Annotated in this window: 14 protein-coding genes; 7 read left to right on the top strand and 7 right to left on the bottom strand. The window is 72.5% G+C overall.

The genetic code is table 11. The features are described from left to right. Positions 1–19 precede the first annotated feature (19 nt). From BDW27_RS02805 to map, 5 genes are all read right to left on the bottom strand, one after another. Positions 20–1411 (bottom strand): M20/M25/M40 family metallo-hydrolase, encoded by a 1392-nt coding sequence (locus tag BDW27_RS02805; RefSeq protein WP_110048114.1) that lies wholly within the window; start codon positions 1409–1411, stop codon positions 20–22. A gap of 144 nt (positions 1412–1555) precedes the next feature. Then, complete coding sequence (locus BDW27_RS02800) at positions 1556–2389, bottom strand: M55 family metallopeptidase (protein ID WP_017546730.1); 834 nt, start codon at positions 2387–2389, stop codon at positions 1556–1558. A 130-nt stretch (positions 2390–2519) separates the two neighbouring features. Next, positions 2520–3083: a dihydrofolate reductase family protein gene (locus BDW27_RS02795; RefSeq protein WP_110048113.1), complete on the bottom strand. Its 564-nt coding sequence runs from the start codon at positions 3081–3083 to the stop codon at positions 2520–2522. Positions 3084–3180: 97 nt separating this feature from the next. After that, positions 3181–3978 carry a HEAT repeat domain-containing protein gene (locus BDW27_RS02790; protein WP_110048112.1) on the bottom strand — a complete coding sequence of 266 codons (798 nt, stop codon included), beginning with the start codon at positions 3976–3978 and terminating at the stop codon, positions 3181–3183. Positions 3979–4460: 482 nt separating this feature from the next. Continuing rightward, the gene (map, locus tag BDW27_RS02785; protein ID WP_233515609.1) at positions 4461–5312 is read right to left on the bottom strand and encodes a type I methionyl aminopeptidase; all 852 of its coding nucleotides are present in this window, start codon (positions 5310–5312) and stop codon (positions 4461–4463) included. A gap of 89 nt (positions 5313–5401) precedes the next feature. On the opposite strand from map, the gene BDW27_RS02780 reads away from it, so the two are divergent. Both BDW27_RS02780 and npdG read left to right on the top strand, forming a co-directional pair. After that, entirely contained in the window at positions 5402–5593 is a 192-nt protein-coding gene (locus tag BDW27_RS02780) for a hypothetical protein (RefSeq protein ID WP_110048111.1), read from the top strand. Positions 5594–5668: 75 nt separating this feature from the next. Beyond that, positions 5669–6364, top strand: coding sequence for an NADPH-dependent F420 reductase (gene npdG, locus BDW27_RS02775; protein WP_017546725.1), 696 nt, complete (start codon positions 5669–5671; stop codon positions 6362–6364). Here the strand turns inward: npdG and BDW27_RS02770 are convergent. Next, positions 6361–7401: an LLM class F420-dependent oxidoreductase gene (locus tag BDW27_RS02770; RefSeq protein WP_110048110.1), complete on the bottom strand. Its 1041-nt coding sequence runs from the start codon at positions 7399–7401 to the stop codon at positions 6361–6363. The genes npdG and BDW27_RS02770 overlap by 4 nt on opposite strands. 166 nt (positions 7402–7567) lie before the next feature. On the opposite strand from BDW27_RS02770, the gene BDW27_RS02765 reads away from it, so the two are divergent. Both BDW27_RS02765 and BDW27_RS02760 read left to right on the top strand, forming a co-directional pair. Next, positions 7568–8182 (top strand): winged helix-turn-helix domain-containing protein, encoded by a 615-nt coding sequence (locus BDW27_RS02765; RefSeq protein WP_110048430.1) that lies wholly within the window; start codon positions 7568–7570, stop codon positions 8180–8182. After that, positions 8179–9435 (top strand): MFS transporter, encoded by a 1257-nt coding sequence (locus BDW27_RS02760; RefSeq protein WP_110048109.1) that lies wholly within the window; start codon positions 8179–8181, stop codon positions 9433–9435. The genes BDW27_RS02765 and BDW27_RS02760 overlap by 4 nt, the downstream gene beginning before the upstream one ends. Here BDW27_RS02760 and panB read toward each other — a convergent pair. Beyond that, positions 9423–10277 carry a 3-methyl-2-oxobutanoate hydroxymethyltransferase gene (gene panB / locus BDW27_RS02755; protein WP_017546722.1) on the bottom strand — a complete coding sequence of 285 codons (855 nt, stop codon included), beginning with the start codon at positions 10275–10277 and terminating at the stop codon, positions 9423–9425. The genes BDW27_RS02760 and panB overlap by 13 nt on opposite strands. Before the next feature lie 372 nt (positions 10278–10649). On the opposite strand from panB, the gene BDW27_RS02750 reads away from it, so the two are divergent. The 3 genes from BDW27_RS02750 (at position 10650) to BDW27_RS02740 (ending at position 18179) form a co-directional block, all read left to right on the top strand. Next, positions 10650–12218, top strand: coding sequence for an MFS transporter (locus BDW27_RS02750; protein WP_233515608.1), 1569 nt, complete (start codon positions 10650–10652; stop codon positions 12216–12218). A 94-nt stretch (positions 12219–12312) separates the two neighbouring features. Continuing rightward, on the top strand, positions 12313–15276 hold the full coding sequence (locus BDW27_RS02745) for a helix-turn-helix transcriptional regulator (protein WP_110048108.1): 2964 nt from the start codon (positions 12313–12315) through the stop codon (positions 15274–15276). 38 nt (positions 15277–15314) lie between these two features. Further along, positions 15315–18179, top strand: coding sequence for a helix-turn-helix transcriptional regulator (locus BDW27_RS02740; RefSeq protein WP_110048107.1), 2865 nt, complete (start codon positions 15315–15317; stop codon positions 18177–18179). Positions 18180–18196 lie beyond the last annotated feature (17 nt).

The following is an 18196-nucleotide window of genomic DNA, read 5'->3' as shown; positions in this document are numbered from 1 at the left end:
GTTGTTGGTGCCCGCCGCCTCAGGCGCGCAGGAAGCTGTCCAGCACCCGCACGCCGAACCGGAGTCCGTCCAGCGGCACCCGCTCGTCCACCCCGTGCAGCAGGTCGGGGTAGTCGATGCCGCCGGGCAGGCGCATGGGGGAGAAGCCGTAGCAGTCGATCCCCAGCCGCGCGAAGACCTTCGCGTCCGTCCCGCCGCCCAGGCACACCGGGACCACCAGGCCCTCCGGGTCGTGGGCCAGGAGCGCCGAGCGCAGCGCGTCGAAGGCGGGCGAGTCCACCGGAGCCTCGACCGGCGGAGACCCGTGCGCGTACTCCCAGTCCACACGGTCCCCGGTGAGCGCGTCCATGGTCGCCTCGAAGTCGTCCCGGCCCCCGGGCAGCACACGGCCGTCCACACCGGCGGTCGCGTCGCCCGGCACGACGTTCACCTTGTACCCGGCCGAGAGCATGGTCGGAGCGGCGCTGTTGCGGACCGTCGCGGAGACCAGGGAGGCGGCGGTGCCGAACTTCCCCACCAGGTCGTCCACCGCCTCGTTGGATCCGGTGTCACCGGCCGCGCGCTCGACCTCCAGCGCCCGGGCGATCGCGTCGATCGCGGCACGGGTGACCGGGGTCAGGTGCAGCGGCCAGCGGTGCTGATCGATCCGGGCCACCGCGGCGGCCAGCGAGCCCACGGCGTTGTCCCTCGGCGGCCGCGAACCGTGCCCCGCCGTCCCGTGCGAGCGCAGCGTCAGCCAGGCGCTGCCCCGTTCGGCGGCCCCGATCGGGTACAGCCGGGCCGCCGCCCCCGAGGAGGTCCGGGCGTGCACGGTGTGCCCGCCGCCCTCGCCGATTGCCACCGTGCAGCCCTCGAAGAGGTCGGCGTGGCCGCGCACCAGGTAGTCGGCGCCGTAGGCGGCGCTGTCCTCCTCGTCGGCCACGAACGCCAGCACGATGTCGCGCCGGGGACGCAGGCCCAGCCTCGCCCAGTACCGGACGACGGCGCTGACCATGCCCACCGTGTTCTTCATGTCCACCGCGCCGCGCCCCCACAGTGAGGGGGCGCCGGTCACCGGGCAGTCAGCGATCTCCCCGGCGAAGGGCGGGAACGTCCAGTCGTGGGCGTCCGCCGGCACCACGTCCAGGTGACCGTGGACCAGCAGGGCGTCCGCGTCCGGGTCGGTCCCGGGGATGCGCACCACCACGTTCGCGCGCCGGTCGGCGGACTCCAGGACCACCGGGGAGAGCCCGGCCTCCCCGAGCGCCTCGGCGGCGAACTCGGCGGCGGCGCGTTCGTCGCCCTCGCCCCTGCCGTGGTTGGTGGAGTCCCGCCTGATCAGCTCTCGGGTCAGGCGGACGGCGTCCTCCCCCGCTTCGGCCAGTTCCGCGTCGCGCGCACTGTCCGTCAGGGAGGTGTTGGTGTGGCCCACGGTCTCGGCCTCTCTCAGCAGGCTTCGGGGTTCTTGCTCACTTCAGACACACGTTTCCCACGTGTGGTTCTCCCCGCCACAGTTCTATCGTTTCCCACGGGGCGCTGTCCTCGCGATGCGCACATCACCTGGCGCACGAGGAAGTCACCCGTAGTCCTTCTCCATGGCGTTCGAAATCAGGGTGCAGACCGCCTTGAACGTCCGGATCATCTCGTAGGCGTCCGGCGACGTGTACCGGACACGCCGAGCGTCCGTTCGGGTCACACCGGGAACGATCGCCGCGGCCTGGGCCAGCTGCGCGGAGTCGACCTCGACCTCCATCGTCTTCGGAGAGGGCTCCACCGCCTCCGTCCGCCCGGCCAGCGCCATCGCGCGCCGCGCCTCGCCGCGGATGTCCGCGGCCGTTCGCGCCGGGGGCCGGCAGCGGGCCGCGTACCGGCTCACGTGGTCCTTGACCGCCACCGTGCCCGCCGACGGAGCGTAGGACCCCGCGTCCTCGCACGCGCGGTCGTCCCCGGTCACCAGGATCACCGGGGTTCCGTACTCCGCCACCACCGCCGCGTTCAGGTAGCCCTCACTCGCCGTGTGGCCGTCCAGCCACACCCCGGTGATCGCGTTGGGCAGGTACGTGTGCGCCAGCACGCCGTCCTCGCCCGCAGCGCAGTGGTACCCGAGGAAGACGATCCCGTCGACGTCCCCCGCCTGGACACCCTCCACCATGGAGAGCTCCTTGTGGCGTCCGGTGATCATCGTGGCCCGCTCGTCCAGCTCCTCCAGCAACAGGTTGCGCATGGTCGAGTGGGCTTCGTTGACCAGCACCTCCGTGGCGCCGCCCTCGAACAACCCGCCGATGGCGGCGTTGACGTCGCTGGTGAACATGGACCGGCAGCGCTGCCACTGCTCGGTCCCGGGCTCGCAGTCGGCGGGCCAGGTGACGCCGGTGGCGCCCTCCATGTCCGCGGAGATGAGGATCTTCATCCAGCAGACCCTAGCCCGGAGTCGGAACCGGTCACCAGTCCCGTACCGGCCGCCGCACCCGTGCCCCGCCGTCCCGTGGTGGCGCCCGTCATCGGTTCACGCCGCTTCGCGCAGGTCATCTCGCCGCCGATCAGCGCACCACACGGTGGCGGAGGTAGACGACCCCCGAACCGAAGGTGCGGGACTCGACGAACTCGAGGTCCACCCGGCGCTCCTCACGGGGGAAGAACGGGACACCGCCGCCCACCAGCACGGGGTGGACCCTGATCCGGTACTCGTCGATCAGGTCCGAAGCCGCGGCCGTGGCCGCGAGGGTGGCGCCGCCGATCGCGATGTCGCCGTCCCCCGGCTCGGCCCGCAGGCGCACGATCTCCTCCTCCAGGCCGCCGGAGAGGAGTCGGGCGTTGCCACGCACCGTCGACAGCGTCGTGGAGAACACCACCTTGGGGAGCGAGTTCCAGAGCGCGGCCCACTCCAGCGTCGCGTCGTCGAGGGAGGGATCCCCGCCGACGGTCTCCCAGTACAGCATCGTCTCGTAGAGGCGTCGGCCCAGCAGGTAGACGTCGATCCGCCGGGTCTCGTCGGTGACGAAGCGGAAGAGTCCGTCGTCGGGGTCGGTCCAGTCGAAGCCGCCGTCCGGTCCGACGATGTAGCCGTCGAGCGATACGCCCATCGAACAGGTCACTCTGCGCACGGGAAGCCCTCCTCGGTGACGGTCCCACCGTACGACCGCCACATGTCGCGGACCCGGCACGGCTCGCCGGGACACCCGTGTCGCGCGCCCGGCCCGTTCAGTGACGGGTACGGGGGTGGAACAGGGCGCCTCTGGGGTGCGGGAGCGCCCCTTCGGGCACGCTCGGAGAGGCGGTCCGGATCCCGCGGGGCCGGGGGACCGGTACGGCGGCGCGGGTCTCCAGGGCCTGGACGGCGGCCTCGCGGACCTTGTGGTCGGGGTCCCCGGACAGGCGGGTCAGCAGGTCGTCCACGCCGGGGACGGCCCAGGGGACGATGGACTCGGCCAGGGTGGCGCGGACCAGGGGTTCGGGATGGCCGCACAGGGACGCGACGCGGTCGATGGGGCCCCGGCGGCGCCGGCCGAGCAGGGACAGGGCCTCACGCAGGGCCACAGTGTCGGCCCGGTCGCAGGCGTCGGCGACCAGTTCCATCGGGACCGGGCCGCTCCGGGGGAGGGGCCGGGTCTCGGCGAGCCGGCGGACCTCCCGGATGCGGTGGACCTCGTGGCGGTCGACCCGGCGGGGTACGAACACCTCCCAGCCGCGGGGTTCGCGGAGCCCGGCGACGACACGCACCGCTTCGGCGGCGCCGACCCTCTGGGGGCCGTCGCTGTCGTCGAAGTGCCCCACGGTGACCGGTTCGTCGTCGGCCAGGGTCAGGTACACCGCTATCAGGCCACGGGGTCCGTGGTGTCCGGTCAGCTCACGCAGCCACTGGTGGGTCACCGTGTACGACGGCAGCACGGGGAAGCAGAACACCCCGCGCAGGCCTCCGGGCCCGATGGCGGTGCCCAGGCCGGACCTCCGTATGCGGGAGATGTTGGCGCGGGGTGTCAGGTGGACGAACATCGCCATGGTTGGTTCCTGTGTGTTGGTGGGTCGTGACGGTGGGTTGATGGTGTCGGGGATCAGTCAATCCGCAACAGTGCGCCCGGTGCAGGGGTTTTCCCCAACCCGTTCGGAGCCCGCTCCGTGTCGTCCGCACGCGCGAGGGCCCCGGTGCCCGTCGGGCGGCCAGGGTCTGGGGGATGGGAGCGTCGGGCGGTCGACCGGTCGGTCCGGGGGTGACGCGGCCCGCTCGGGGTTGCCGAAGGGGAGGTACCCGGGTTCGCGGTCGTTCGTATCCCGCACAGCATAGGATGCCGCTCCGTGAGCGAGCGACCGCGTTCCGACACACTGTCCACCAGGGTCCCAGTGGAAAGGGGGGCGTGCGAGGGCCGGACGGCCCTGGAGTTCCCCTCTCGCGGTTGGCACTCTCCGCTCTGGCGACATCACCCTGGGTTCCTGTCGGTGGGCACAGGGGAGCCCCGGCGCCGAGGGCGGCCGGGGCTCGGGGACTACGGCAGGGTGAGGATCTCCGCGCCGGAGTCGGTGATGACCAGCGTGTGCTCGAACTGCGCGGTCCACCTGCGGTCGGCGGTGACGGCGGTCCAGCCGTCGTCCCACATGTCGTACTCCACGCCGCCCAGGGTGATCATGGGCTCGATCGTGAAGGTCATGCCCGGCTCCATCACGGTGGTGGCGCGCGGGTCGTCGTAGTGCGGGACCACGAGGCCGGAGTGGAACTCGGGGCCCACACCGTGGCCGGTGAAGTCGCGCACCACCCCGTAGCCGAAGCGCTTGGCGTACGACTCGATGACGCGGCCGATCACGTTGATCTGCCGCCCGGGGCGGCAGGCCTTGATGGCGCGCATCGTGGCCTCACGGGTGCGCTCGACGAGGAGGCGGTTCTCCTCGGAGACGTCACCGGAGAGGAACGTGGCGTTGGTGTCGCCGTGCACGCCGTCCTTGTACGCGGTGATGTCGATGTTCACGATGTCGCCGTCGCGGACCACGGTGTCGTCCGGGATGCCGTGGCAGATGACCTCGTTCAGGGAGGAGCAGAGCGACTTCGGGTAGCCCTTGTAACCGAGGGTGCTCGGGTAGGCGCCGTGGTCCAGCAGGAACTCGTGGCCGATCCGGTCCAGCTCGTCCGTGGTCACCCCGGGCTGGACGTTCTTGCCGACCTCTTCGAGCGCACGAGCCGCGATGCGCCCCGCCTCACGGATCCGCTCGATCGTCTCCGGGGTCTGGACGTCGCCCAGGACGCCCTCCACGGGACGCTTCTGACCCACGTACTCCGGCCGGACGATGTGCGAGGGGACCGAACGTTGGGGCGAGATGCGCCCAGGAACCAGCGGAGTAGTCATGGACACTGATTGTAGTTCGTGGGCGCGGTCAGGAGCGCCCGGCGGAGGGTAGGTGCCACACGTACCCGCAACGACGAGAGGGGTCGGTAGTGAGCGACGTACAGGACGACGGCTGGTGGTACTGCCTCCGTCACGGCAGGGTCGAACACGGCGCGGGATGCCCCGACTCCCAACGGCTCGGCCCCTACGAGGACGAGGCCACGGCGGCGCGCGCACTGCGCATCGCGGCGGAGCGCAACGAGGCCTGGGACGAGCAGGACGAGAACGAGGGCAACAGCTGACGGAGCAGGGGCCGGGCCGGAGGAGCACCGGCCCTGCGCGTTCCCCCGCCGGGCCCGTTCTGACAGGATCGGCGCATGAGCGAACACGACGCACAGCAGGGCGCGGACATCACCGGGCTGACCATCGCGGTCCTGGGCGGGACCGGCGACCAGGGACGCGGGCTGGCCCGCCGCTTCGCGCTGGCCGGACTCCCGGTCCTCCTGGGTTCCCGCAGCGCCGAGCGCGCGGCCCAGGCCGCGGACGCCCTCGTGGCGGCCGAGTCCACGCCGATCGAGGTCCGGGGGCTGGCCAACGCCGACGCGGCGGAGCGCGGTGACATCGTGATCGTCGCCGTTCCGTGGGACGGCCACCGTGAGCTGCTGGTGTCGCTGGCCGACCGGCTCGCGGGCAAGATCGTGGTGGACTGCGTGAACCCCCTCGGCTTCGACAAGAAGGGCCCCTTCGCTCTGGACGTCCCCGAGGGCAGCGCCGCCCAGCAGGCCGCCGAGGTCCTGCCGGGCAGCCGGGTCACCGCCGCCTTCCACCACGTCTCCGCCGTGCTCCTCCTGGACCCGGAGGTCGACCAGATCGAGCTGGACGTCCTGGTGCTGGGGGAGGACCGTGAGGCCACGGACACCGTGCGCGCCCTGGCGGACCGGATCCCCGGGGTGCGCGGAGTGTTCGGCGGGCGGCTGCGCAACGCCCACCAGGTCGAGGCCCTCACGGCCAACCTCATCGCGGTCAACCGCCGCTACAAGACGCACGCGGGTGTGCGGATCACCGGTATCTAGGCGGCCCACTCCCTGACCTTCTCGATGAGCCGGGCGGGGTTCTCGCCGACCGGGGTCACGTTGAGCTGGGTGACCCCGGCGGCTCGGAAGGCCTCCACGCGTTCGCGCACGTGGGACTCGGGGCCGACCAGGTTGGTCAGCTCCACGAACTCGTCCGGCACCGCGGCGGCGGCCTCGTCCTTCTTCCCGGCGAGGTAGAGGTCCTGGATCTTCTCCGCGGCCTCCTCGTAGCCGTAGCGCTGGGCCACCGTGTTGTAGAAGTTCCTGCCCTTGGCGCCCATGCCGCCCACGTAGAGGGCGATGACCGGGCGGGTGAGGTCCGCGATCCGTCGGGTCTGCTCGCCCTCACCGATGGCGAGCAGGCCGCCCGCGGAGATCTCCAGCGCACCCAGCCCGGGATCGCGCTTGGCCCTTCCCTTGGCGAGGAACCCGCCCCACACGCTCTCGGCCTTCTCCGGGATGAACAGGTGCGGAAGCCAGCCGTCGGCGATCTCGGCGGTCATCTCGACGTTCTTCTCACCGAGGGAGGCCACGTGGATCGGGATCCGTGAGCGCACCGGGTGGTTGATGATCTTGAGCGGCCTGCCCAGGCCGGTGCCCTGCTCGGGAGGCAGCGGCAGCTGGAACACCTTGCCGTCGTGGGTCAGACGCTCCTCGCGGGCCCAGACCTTGCGGCAGATCTCGATGGTCTCCCGGGTGCGGGCGAGCGGTTTGGTGTAGGGGACGCCGTGGAAGCCCTCGATCACCTGCGGGCCGCTGGCCCCGAGGCCGAGCACGGCGCGCCCGTCGGAGAGGTAGTCGAGACCCGCGGCGGTCATCGCGACGAGCGTGGGGGTGCGGCTGTACATCGGCAGGATGGCGGAGCCGATCGTCACCCGCTCGGTGCGGGCGGCGAGGTAGCCCATGAGGGTGGGGCTGTCGTAGCCGTAGGCCTCGGCGACCCACACGGTGTCCAGCCCGGCCTTCTCTAGTTCGACGACCTGATCGACGGCGTCCTTGGGCTCACCCGCGTACTGGAGCGGCATCGAGATGCGCATGTGCTGTCCTCCCGTGGGCCGGACCCCGGCCCGCGTCGGTGCTCGGTGTGTCGACACTGTACTACCGAGCCCCGTTCGGTTTTATGGCGCCGTCCGGCCTTCGTGCCCGACACCTCCCGCCCAAGGAGTCTTGGCCAAGACTCCTTGGGCGTCTATGGTGCGGAGTATGAGCGACACACACGAGGACCACGAGGACGCCGTTCCGGACCCGTTCGAGAACGCCGCCGTCCTGGACGCGCGCTCTCTGCGCGGCCTGGCCCACCCACTGCGCATGCGCGTCTACCAGCTGCTCCAGAAGGCCCCCGCCACCGGCAAGACGGTCGCGGAAACGCTTGGCGTCTCCTCCGCCTCGGCCAGCTACCACCTGCGCCAGCTGGAGACCTACGGGTTCATCAGCGAGGACCCCGCACTGGGCACCAGCCGCGAGCGCTGGTGGCGGGCGGACTCCCACGGCTTCCGACTGCCCGAGACCCTGGACACCGAGGCCCCCGAACTCACCACAGCGCTGCGCCACACCATCGCCGCAGGGTGGACCGAACGTCTGGGTGCGGCGGTCAACGAGTGGACGGCCCAGCCCGAGGGCTGGCGCGAGGCCCAGTTCATGTCCGACCGCACCCTGACCCTGACCCTCGAACAGATGGACCGCCTGCGGGCGGAACTCCTCGACGTGCTCGACCGGCACACCGCCGGGGGCGACACCGGCGGTACGGGCGAGCGCACCGTGCACGTCCAACTGGCGGCCTTCCCCGGGTCCGATCCGACCGCCGAGGGGTCCCCGTGAGACCTATCGTCGGCCTGGTCACCTCCGAGGCGTTCGCCTACACGGGCACGAGACTGGCCATGATCGCCATCCCGTGGTTCGTGCTGGAGACCACCGGCAGCCCCGCGCACATGGGGGTGGTCACCCTCTTCGAACTCGGCGCCTACACCCTGGCCCGGCTGTTCGTCGGCCCCGTCCTGGACCGCGTGGGACAGCGTGCGGTGAGCGTCCGGGTGGACCTGCTGGCCGCCGCCGCGCTCGTGGTCGTTCCCCTCCTGTTCTCCGCCGGGCTGCTGCCGTTCCCGGTGCTGCTCGTGCTGGTCACCGTGATCGGCCTGGCCACCGGCCCCTCGGAGGCGGCCAAGGTGTCGCTGTCCCCGTCCGTGGCAGCGGCGGCGGGCGTGCGGGTGGAACGCGTGACCGGGCTGACCGGGACGGTCGACCGGCTCTCCATGACGGTGGGTCCGATCGCCGCCGGAGCGGTGGTGGCCGCCCTGGGCTCGCTCACCGCGCTGTACGTGAACGCCGTGCTCATGGTGCTGGCCGCCCTGGTGATGGCGCTTCTTGTGAGCCGTGACGTGGAGGCGGCGGGCCGTGACGGGACCGACCCGGAGGAGGGCGACGGCTACCTCGCGCGGCTGCACGCGGGCTGGCGTGCGGTCTGGGGCGACCTTCCGCTGCGCACGCTGGTCGCGATGATCATGGTGACCAACGTCGTGGACGTGGCGGTGATGAGCCTGGCCCTGCCCGTCTGGGCGGCCGAGGGCGGGTGGGGGCCTCAGGCCGTGGGGCTGGTCGCGGGCGCGCTCGGAGGCGCCTCCGTGGCGGGTTCCCTGATCGCCGTGTGGATCGGCCATCGACTACCCCGCCGGGCCACCTTCTTCGCCGCCATGGTGCTCGCCGGGCCACCGCGCGTCCTGGTGCTGGCCCTGGACGTTCCCCTCTGGGCGGTCCTGGCGGTGTGGGCGGGCTCCGGGCTCGGCGGCGGGCTGATCAACCCGATACTGAGCGCGGTGGTCTTCGAACGCCTGCCCGCGCGCATGGTCGGTCGGGGGATGTCCATGGTGGGGGCGCTCGCCCGGATCGGAGCGCCGGTCGCGGCGCCGGGCGTCGGGGTGGCGATCGGCCTGTTCGGGGTCTCCCCGGTCCTGGCCGCCGGGGCCGCGCTGTACCTGGCGGCGGTGTGCCTGCCCGCCTTCGGTCGGGCCGCGCGGGGGCTGGAACGGCCCCCGGAACCACCGGAGGCCGTCCAGCGGCCGGATCAGCTGGCGTAGGTGTGCTCCTCGGCGGGGAAGCTCCCGCCGACGACCTCGGACGCGTAGTCCGAGGCGGCCTCGCGCAGCGTCTCCGCCAGGTTGGCGTAGGTCTTGACGAACTTCGCCACCCGGGGGCTCAGCCCGGCCATGTCCTGCCACACCAGCACCTGGGCGTCGGTGGACGGACCGGCGCCGATCCCGATGGTCGGGACCGCCAGCTGCTCGGTGACCTCGGCGGCCAGATCGGCCGGGACCGCCTCCAGCACGACGGAGAACGCGCCCGCGCGCTCCAGCTCCTTGGCGTCCTTGAGCAGACCGGCGGCGGCCTCGCCCCGGCCCTGCACGCGGTAGCCGCCCAGGGTGTTGACCGACTGCGGAGTCAGGCCGATGTGGCCCATGACCGGGATGCCCGCCGAGGTCAGCAGCTCCACCTGGGGGGCGACCGCCTGGCCGCCCTCCAGCTTCACCGCCTGGGCGTTGCCCTCCTTCATGAACCGGGAGGCGCTCTCCAGCGCCTGCTGGGGGGAGGCCTGGTAGGAGCCGAAGGGCAGGTCCGCCACGACCAGGGACCGCTGGGTGGAGCGGGCCACGGCGGCGGTGAGCGGGACCAGCTCGTCCACCGTCACCGGGACGGTGGAGTCGTAGCCGTAGACCACGTTGGCGGCGGAGTCGCCGACGAGGAGGACGGGGATGCCCGCCTCGTCGAAGATCCGCGAGGTGAGGGCGTCGTAGGCGGTCAGCATCGGCCAGCGCTCGCCGCGCTGCTTGGCCAGGGCCAGGTCACGGATGGTGACGCGCCGATTGGTGACCCCGCCGTACAGGGCGTTCCCGGCGGAGGGGGTCTTGGCTGTGGTGCTCATGATGGTTCTTCCTCCGTTGTCTCGAAGCACCCGCTGGGGGGTGTCCCCGGACCTGTGGACGAAAACTGTTGTCGTGCGCTCGCGCGCGGTTCCCCGAAGGGAGGGGTTCCTCGGGAGGAACGGCGTGCCGGAGGGGGATGTTCCCCGTCTCCCGTCCACCGGTTCCCTGCCACCCGGCGGCGCCGGTGCGGGGGGAACGGGTGTGCGGGGGTGGCACGCAAGCATCATCGCACGGGACGTGCCGCGCCGTCCTCCCCGGGGAGGCGGCCGTTTTCGGACCCGTCCGGTGAGCCCGGTGCGGTGCGGGGCACCGCGAGGGGGCGGCTGGTTAGCATGACAGGCGGCACCGGATGGACGGCGGAAAGGGTGTTCGTGGACCAGCAGACAGCGCACCGGCGCAGGTGGGGCGGGCTGGCGGTGCTCATCATCTGCCTGCTGGTGATCGTGGCTGACAACACGATCCTCAACGTCGCACTGAAGACCCTCTCCGACCCGCAGCGCGGCGTGGGCGCCAGCCAGTCCCAGCTGGCGTGGGCGATCAACGCCTACACCCTGGTCTTCGCCGGGCTGCTGTTCACCTTCGGTGTGCTCGGCGACCGGTGGGGGAGGCGGCGGCTGCTGGTGGCCGGGCTGGTGGTGTTCGGTACCGCGTCGGCGCTGACGGCCTACTCGCAGAGCCCCGAGCAACTCATCGCGGCGCGCGCCGCGATGGGGTTCGGCGCCTCCATGGTGATGCCGCAGACCCTGTCCGTGATCACCAACGTGTTCCCACCCGAGGAGCGTGCGCGTGCGATCGGCCTGTGGGCGGGCGCCGTCGGCCTGGCGATGGCGATCGGCCCCTCGGCGGGCGGTCTGCTCCTGGAGAACTTCTGGTGGGGTTCGATCTTCCTGGTCAACGTGCCCTTCGTGATCCTCGGGCTGTCGCTGATGTTCGTGCTCATCCCCGAGTCCAGGAACGAGAACGCCGGACGCCCGGACGTGCTGGGCGTGCTGCTGTCCATCCCCGGACTGGTGTTGATCGTCTACGGGATCATCACGGCGGGGGAGCGGGCCTCACTCACGGACTGGGACGTGTACGGCTCGCTGGTGCTGGGTGTGGGGGTGCTGGTGTTGTTCGTGTTCCACGAGTCGCGCACCACCGACCCCTCTCTGGACGTGCGCTTCTTCCGGGACCCCCGATTCAGCGTCTCCGTCGCCACGGTCATGGTGCTGTTCTTCAGCATGGCCGGGATCATCTTCTTCCTCAGCTTCTACTGGCAGAGCGTGCGCGAGTTCCCTCCGTTCATCGCGGGGCTCCTGGTGCTTCCCGCCGCTCTGGGCCAGATGATCTTCGCCCCGCTCAGCCCCACCCTGGTGCGCTACGTGGGCCCGCGCGCCCTCGCCCTGGCGGGTGTGGCGACCGTCTGTTGCAGCTTCGCCTTCTACACCCAGATCCGGGTGGACACCCCGCTGTACTTGATCATCGCGTTCTTCTTCCTCCAGACCTCGGCCATGGCGGTGGTGCTCACCCCGGCCACCAACGCGATCATGTCCTCGGTTCCGCCGGCCAAGGCCGGGGCGGCGTCGGCGGTGCAGAACACGGCGCGCCAGATCGCCACCGCCATGGGGGTGGCGGTGCTGGGGGCGGTGATCTCCTTCCGTTACCGGGCGGGGATCGAGCCCACGCTGGACTCGGTCACGGAGCGGGCCCACGACGTGGACCCGGCGCAGGTGCGGGCGGCGGGTGAGTCCATCGAGGCCACCATGGTCCTGGCCCAGCAGTTGGGCGGGGAGGGTGACGCGCTGGTCGCCCCGGCCAAGGAGGCCTTCGTGTCGGGCCTGCACGCGGCGGCGCTGGTCTCTCTGTGCTTCGGCCTGCTGGGACTCGCGGTGGTGTGGAAGTGGATGCCCCGGGAACCGCCCACCCACGAGTCGAACGATCGGACCGCGAGCACCTCCTAGCGCGGGCGCACCGAGAGGAGGCCGCGGACCCGGTCGCGGTTGTCCCGACCAATGACCCCCGCTCCGACGGGATCCAACGGACATACTGGACCTCATGCAGGTCCACGAACCCTCCCCCGTCTTCGTTGGTCGCCACCACCACCTGTCCCAGCTCGCGGCGGACGCGCGCCGCACCGTCCCTGAGGGCGCCCGCACCGTCCTGGTCTGCGGCGGTGCCGGGGTCGGCAAGTCCCGCCTGTTCACCGAGCACCTGCGGCGGGTGTCCGGCACCCCCTCCGCCGTGGGCGGATGCCTGGAGCTGGGCGCCGAGGGCGTCCCCTTCGCCCCCTTCACCGCCCTGCTGCGCCAACTCGTGCGCTCGGGCGGATCCGCCGCCGAGCCCACCGGCGACATCGGTCGCCTCCTTCCCGGACCGGGCGGGGCCGCAGGGGCCGCCGACCAGGGGCGCGCCCGGCTGTTCGAGGCGGTGCTCGCCTTCCTGGAGGAACGCGCCAAGCCCCACGGCCTCACCCTGGTGATCGAGGACCTGCACTGGGCCGATACCTCCACCCGGGACCTGCTCGTCTTCCTGCTCCGCAACCTCGGCCCCGCACCCGTCCAGCTGCTCGTCAGCGTGCGCACCGACGACCTGCACCGCACGCACCCGCTACGCCGCCTGCTCCCCGAACTCGAACGCCTGCCCGGGGTCCGGCGCCTCGACCTGGAACCGCTCTCCCGTGACGAGGTCGGCGCCCAGGCCACCGCCCTGCGCGGCCGGGAACTCGACCCGGCCGACCTCGACCTGCTGTTCGAGCGCAGCGGAGGCAACCCGCTCTTCGTGGAATCGTTCCTGGCCGCCAGCCACGACCCCGCCGGAGCGCCCATCCCGGACGGCCCCCGGGACCTGTTGCTCTCCGCCGTCGAGCCCCTGCCCGAACCGACCCGGCGCGTCCTCGGCCTGGTCGCCACAGCGGGGACCCGGGTCCGGCACACCCTGCTCGCCAGCGTCGCCCGCCGTACGGGGGTCTCCGAGGAGGACCTGGAAGCCGCCCTGCGCCCGGCCATCGACACCCGGATCCTCCGCTCCACCGCGGACGGCTACGCGTTCCGGCACGCCCTGCTCTCGGAAGCCGTGCACACCGACCTCATGCCGGGCGAACGGGTGCGCGCGCACCGGCGCTACGCCGAGGCGCTCCAGGAGGGAGTGGAGCGCGTACCCGAGAGCGAGCTGGCCCTCCAACTCGCCCACCACGCGCACTGCGCGCACGACCAGCCGCTCGCGCTCTCCGCCGCGTGGCGGGCCGCCGAACACGCCGCCGCCGCGCACGCCTACCCAGAGCACCTGGGGCTGATCGAACGCGTCCTCGAACTCTGGGACCAGGTGCCCGACGCCGCCGAACGCGTCGGCCTGCCCCGCGACCAGGTGCTGGCCCGGGCCTCCGAGGTCTCCCTGGTCGCCGGTTCGCTGCGCAGGGCGGTCAGCTACGCCACCGAGGGACTGGAGGAACTCGGGGTCACCGGCGTCCACGATCCCAGGAAGGGACGCCCGGAGAACTTCGAAGGCGTTTCCCGGCTGCGCCACGCGCGCGGGCGGGCGCTCAAGGAGTTGGGCCGTGACGGCGCGATGGAGGACCTGGCCGAGGCCTCCATCCTGCTCACGTTCAACCACCCGGACGCCCCCGGGGTGGCCGCGACCATGGCCGCCACCTTCATGATGCGCGGCCACCACGAGCAGGCCGCCAGTTCGGCCCGCCGCGTCCTCGCCCGCGCACGCGAGCTCGGTGACCGGCGCAGTGAGGCCGACGCCCTCATCACCCTCGGTAGTCTCAGCGGCCCCCTGGACGCGGACGAGGGGTTGGAACTGTTCGCCGAGGGCATCGGGCTGGCCCGGGAGATCGGTGACGTCCCGGCCGAGATCCGCGGGCTGATCAACCTCAGCGGGTACTTCAAGAACCTCGACAGGCTGGAGGAGAGCGCCCAGGTCTCCCTGGAGGGGATGCGCCGCTGCCGTGAGTTCGGGCTGACCCGGACCCAGGGCGGGGCGTTCGCCTGCGGGCTGGCGGTCACCCGCTTCTACCAGGGGCGCTTCTCCGAGTGCGAGGAACTGCTGACGGGAGTCACGGACGGAGGGGTGACGTGGGCCCGGGCGCTGACCCTGCGCATGCACCTGGAGCTGTACCGCTGGCGGCCGGACGCGCTGAGGGCCACCCTGAACGAGTTCCACCGCGTGCTTCCCGCACAGGTGAGTTCTCCGGTGGAGCACCTGCCGGTCCACGCCGTCCTCCAACAGCTGGCCGTGTACGAAGGTCGCCTGGTGGACGCGGGACGGATGGCCCGGGACCTGCTCTCCAGCGCGACGGGCGACCGGTCCCTGACCCCCCTCGCCCACGGCCTCTACCGGTCCACTCAGGTGTGGCACGCGTCGATCGTCGCGCGACTGGCCGAGGAACCGGGGGACGAAGCCCGCCGCCTGGCGGAGGAGATCCGCGAACTCAGCGAGAAGGTGGCCGCGAACCCCGAACACGCCGACTCCCCTCCGGTCCGGCTGGCCGCCAGGGCCTGGCTGGCCCCGGACCCCGAGGAATCGCTGGCCCTGTTCGAGGCCGCGGTGGCCGCGGTCGTCCCCAGCGGCCACGTCCTCGTGCGGGCCGAGTACCAGTTGGCCGCGGCAGGGGCGGCGCTGCGGGCGGGGCGCCGCGACCGCGCGACCGAGCACGTCGACACCGTCCACCGCCTGGCCGTGCGGCTCGGCATGGCGCTCTTCGAGCGGGAGACCCGCGCCCTGCGCGCCCGCCACGGCCTGCCCGACCCCGACCAGAACGCCGCCACCGGTGCCACTCGGGAACGCACGGCGCTCCCCGCCGCCCCCGGCACCACGGCCCCGCCCGCTGGCCTCACCCCACGTGAGGTGGAGGTCCTGGCGGAGGTGGCCAGGGGATCAAGCAACCGTGAGGTGGGGGAGGCGCTGTTCATCTCGGCCAAGACGGTGAGCGTGCACGTCACCAACCTCATGGGCAAACTCGGCGTGCGCAACCGCACCGCCGCCGCGGCGAGGGGGCGCGAACTGGGACTGTTCTGACCCGTCCGGCTCCCGGCGCCCCGGGCATACTGGGGCGTATGTCCCCCTCCGCCTTCGTCGGCCGCCAACAGCAGGTCGACCACCTTCTCTCCGACGCCGCGCGGGTCCGTTCGGGAGGATCCAGCACGGTCCTGCTCTGCGGTGACGCGGGGATCGGCAAGTCGCGGCTCCTGGAGGAGTACCTGGAGCGCACGCCCCTGCGGCACGCGGCCCTGGGCGGATGCCTGGAGCTGGGCGCCGAGGGCATCGCCTTCGCCCCCTTCACCGCGCTCCTGCGCCAGCTGGTCCGGGCGGGCGGCCCGGCACCCGGCGAAGGCAGCGATCTCACCCGTCTCCTGCCCGGCCCGGGGCACAGCCCCCAGACGCGCCCCGGCACCGACGACAACTCCCGGGCCAGACTCTTCGAGGCGGTGCTCACCTACGTGGAGGAGTACGCCGACCCGGGCGGCCTCAGCCTGGTGATCGAGGACCTGCACTGGTCGGACGCCTCCACCCGCGACCTGCTGGTCTTCCTGCTGCGCAACCTCGGCCCCGCCCCCGTGCACCTGGTGGTCTCGGTGCGCTCGGACGACCTGCACCGGACTCACCCCCTGCGCCGGGTCCTCCCCGAGCTGGAGCGGCTGCCCCGGGTGACGCGGCTCGACCTCGACCCCCTCACCCGGGAGGCCGTCGCCGAGCAGGCCGCCGCCTTGCGGGGGCGGGCCCCGGACCCCGCAGCGCTGGACCTGCTCCTGGAGCGCAGCGGCGGCAACCCGCTGTTCGTGGAGTCCTTCCTCGCCGCCCCCGGAGGCGCGGTCCCCGACGGCCCGCGCGAACTCCTCATGCGCCGGGTGGAACCCCTCGCGCCCACCACCCGCAAGGTCCTCGGGCTGGCCTCGATCGCCGGTGACCGGGTCGACCACGGGCTGCTCGCCGAGGTCGCCGAGGCCTCCGGGGTCGGTGAGGACGACCTCGACGAGGCGCTGCGCGAGGCCGTGGACGCCCGGGTGCTGAGCGCCACCGAGACCGGTTACCTGTTCCGGCACGCACTGCTGGCCGAGGCGGTCCAGGGCGACCTGCTGCCGGGCCAGCGGGTGCGTGCCCACCGCCGTTACGCGCAGGCGTTGGAGGGTGGCGTCCCGGGTCTGGCCCGCACGGAGACAGTCGCCCAGCTGGCGCACCACGCCTACGCCGCGCACGACCACCCGAGGGCCCTGGCCGCCTCGTGGGAGGCGGCCCAGCGGGCCCGGGACGCCAGTGCCTACCCCGAGCACCTGGCGTTGCTCGAACGCGTGCTTGAGCTGTGGGAGCTGGTCCCGGACGCCGCCGATCTGCTCGGGCTCTCCCAGGGGGAACTGCTCCTGGGGGTGTGTGGGGCCGCGCAGATCGCGGGCAGCCTGCGCAGGTCGGTCGAGCACGCCAGTGAGGCCCTGGGCGACCTCGACCCCCGGGTCGATCCCGAACTGGTCGCCCGCTTCCTGGTCGCGCGGGGCCTCTCCTACAAGGAACTGGGGCGCATCGAGGCGCTGGACGACCTGCGCGCGGCCGCCGCGCTCGTCCCCGACGGACATCCGGAGCGGGCCGTGGTGAGCGCCACGACCGCGTCGGTGCTCATGCTGAGGGGCAGCGACGCCGAGGCGGAGCGGGTCGCCCGCGTGGCCATCGAGGAGGCGCGGGCCTGCGGGGACCGGGTGAGCGAGGCCGACGCGCTGATCACCCTGGGCAGCCTGCTGGACCACACGGGATCCGATGAGGCTCTGGAGATGCTCCGAAAGGGGGTGCGGCTCGCTCGGGAGCAGGGTGCCGTCCAGGTGGAGATGCGCGGGCTCAACAACCTCGGCGGCAACCACGCCAGCCGGTTCGAGTACGCGGAGTGGCTGGCGTGCGCGCGGGAGGCGCTGGACCGCTGCGCGGAACTGGGGGTGGCCCGCAGCCAGGGCGTCGGCCTGGTCAACGGGGTGGCCAGTGCCCTCCTGGCTTCGGGGAGGGTGGAGGAGGCCCGGGCGGAACTGCTCGCGACCCCGGCGGGGGAGGACCTCATGGGAGGGCGCCGACAGGCCATCATCGCGCAGCTCACCGCACTGGAGGGGGACTGGGAGGGCAGCCAGCGCGCCCAGGACGAGTTCACCCGCCTGCTGCCCCGGGAGACCGCCACCTGGGTGGAGTACATGCCCCACTACTACACACGGGTCCTGCTCCTGTTGTTCGGGCCCGGAGAGCGGTGGGCCGAGGCCGCCCGGGTGATCCTGGAGGGGGAGCGCGACATCGGCATGCTCTCCCTGGTCCGGTTCAGCTCCAGCGGTCTGTCCGCCATGGCGATGGTGGCCTGGCGGCTGCGGCGCCGGGCCGACCCCGGGGACCGCGTCCTCGCCGACGAACTGGCCGGGGCCCTGTCGACGCTGCTCGACCGGGAGGACTGGCCTGTCTCACCGGTGGGAGAGCTGATCGGCTCCACCAGCAGGGCCTTCCTGGAGGAGGACCCGGCCCTGGCGCTGGCGCACTGGGAACGGGCGCTGCCCCTGGTCGGCCGGGCGAGGGGGCTGACCCGGTACGCGTGTCTGTTCGGGGCCTTCTGGGCCGCGTACGAGACGGGGGACACCAGTGGTGCCCGGGAGCTGCTGCACCGTTCCGAGAGGCTGCTGACCGAGCTCGACCTGCACTTCGCCCGCCAGTTCGTGGCGGAGATGCGCGCGGTCCTGCCCCGATCCGCCACCACGGCCCCGCCCGCCGGACTGACCCCGCGTGAGGTGGAGGTCCTGGTGGAGGTGGCCAAGGGGCTGAGCAACCGTGAGGTGGGGGAGGCGCTGTTCATCTCGGCCAAGACGGTGAGCGTGCACCTGAGCAACGCGATGGGAAAGCTGGGGGTGGCCAACCGGACGGCGGCGGTGGCGCGTGCCCGGGAGTTCGGCCTGCTCCAGGCCTGAACTCCCGGGCGGCTGGG

Origin of the sequence: Nocardiopsis sp. L17-MgMaSL7 (assembly GCF_003182025.1) — a bacterium.
Classification (GTDB): Bacteria; Actinomycetota; Actinomycetes; order Streptosporangiales; family Streptosporangiaceae; genus Nocardiopsis; species Nocardiopsis prasina.
The sequence above is the reverse complement of the archived record's forward strand: the minus strand, read 5'-3'. Positions and strand labels throughout refer to the sequence as shown.

Coding starts and splice junctions, on each gene's coding strand:
- BDW27_RS02790 (WP_110048112.1), bottom strand. CDS start 3,978: ATGGCGATGTTCGTCCACCTGACACCCCGCGCCAACATCTCCCGCATA.
- BDW27_RS02770 (WP_110048110.1), bottom strand. CDS start 7,401: ATGCGCATCTCGATGCCGCTCCAGTACGCGGGTGAGCCCAAGGACGCC.
- BDW27_RS02745 (WP_110048108.1), top strand. CDS start 12,313: ATGCAGGTCCACGAACCCTCCCCCGTCTTCGTTGGTCGCCACCACCAC.
- BDW27_RS02765 (WP_110048430.1), top strand. CDS start 7,568: ATGAGCGACACACACGAGGACCACGAGGACGCCGTTCCGGACCCGTTC.
- panB (WP_017546722.1), bottom strand. CDS start 10,277: ATGAGCACCACAGCCAAGACCCCCTCCGCCGGGAACGCCCTGTACGGC.
- BDW27_RS02740 (WP_110048107.1), top strand. CDS start 15,315: ATGTCCCCCTCCGCCTTCGTCGGCCGCCAACAGCAGGTCGACCACCTT.
- npdG (WP_017546725.1), top strand. CDS start 5,669: ATGAGCGAACACGACGCACAGCAGGGCGCGGACATCACCGGGCTGACC.
- map (WP_233515609.1), bottom strand. CDS start 5,312: ATGACTACTCCGCTGGTTCCTGGGCGCATCTCGCCCCAACGTTCGGTC.
- BDW27_RS02800 (WP_017546730.1), bottom strand. CDS start 2,389: ATGAAGATCCTCATCTCCGCGGACATGGAGGGCGCCACCGGCGTCACC.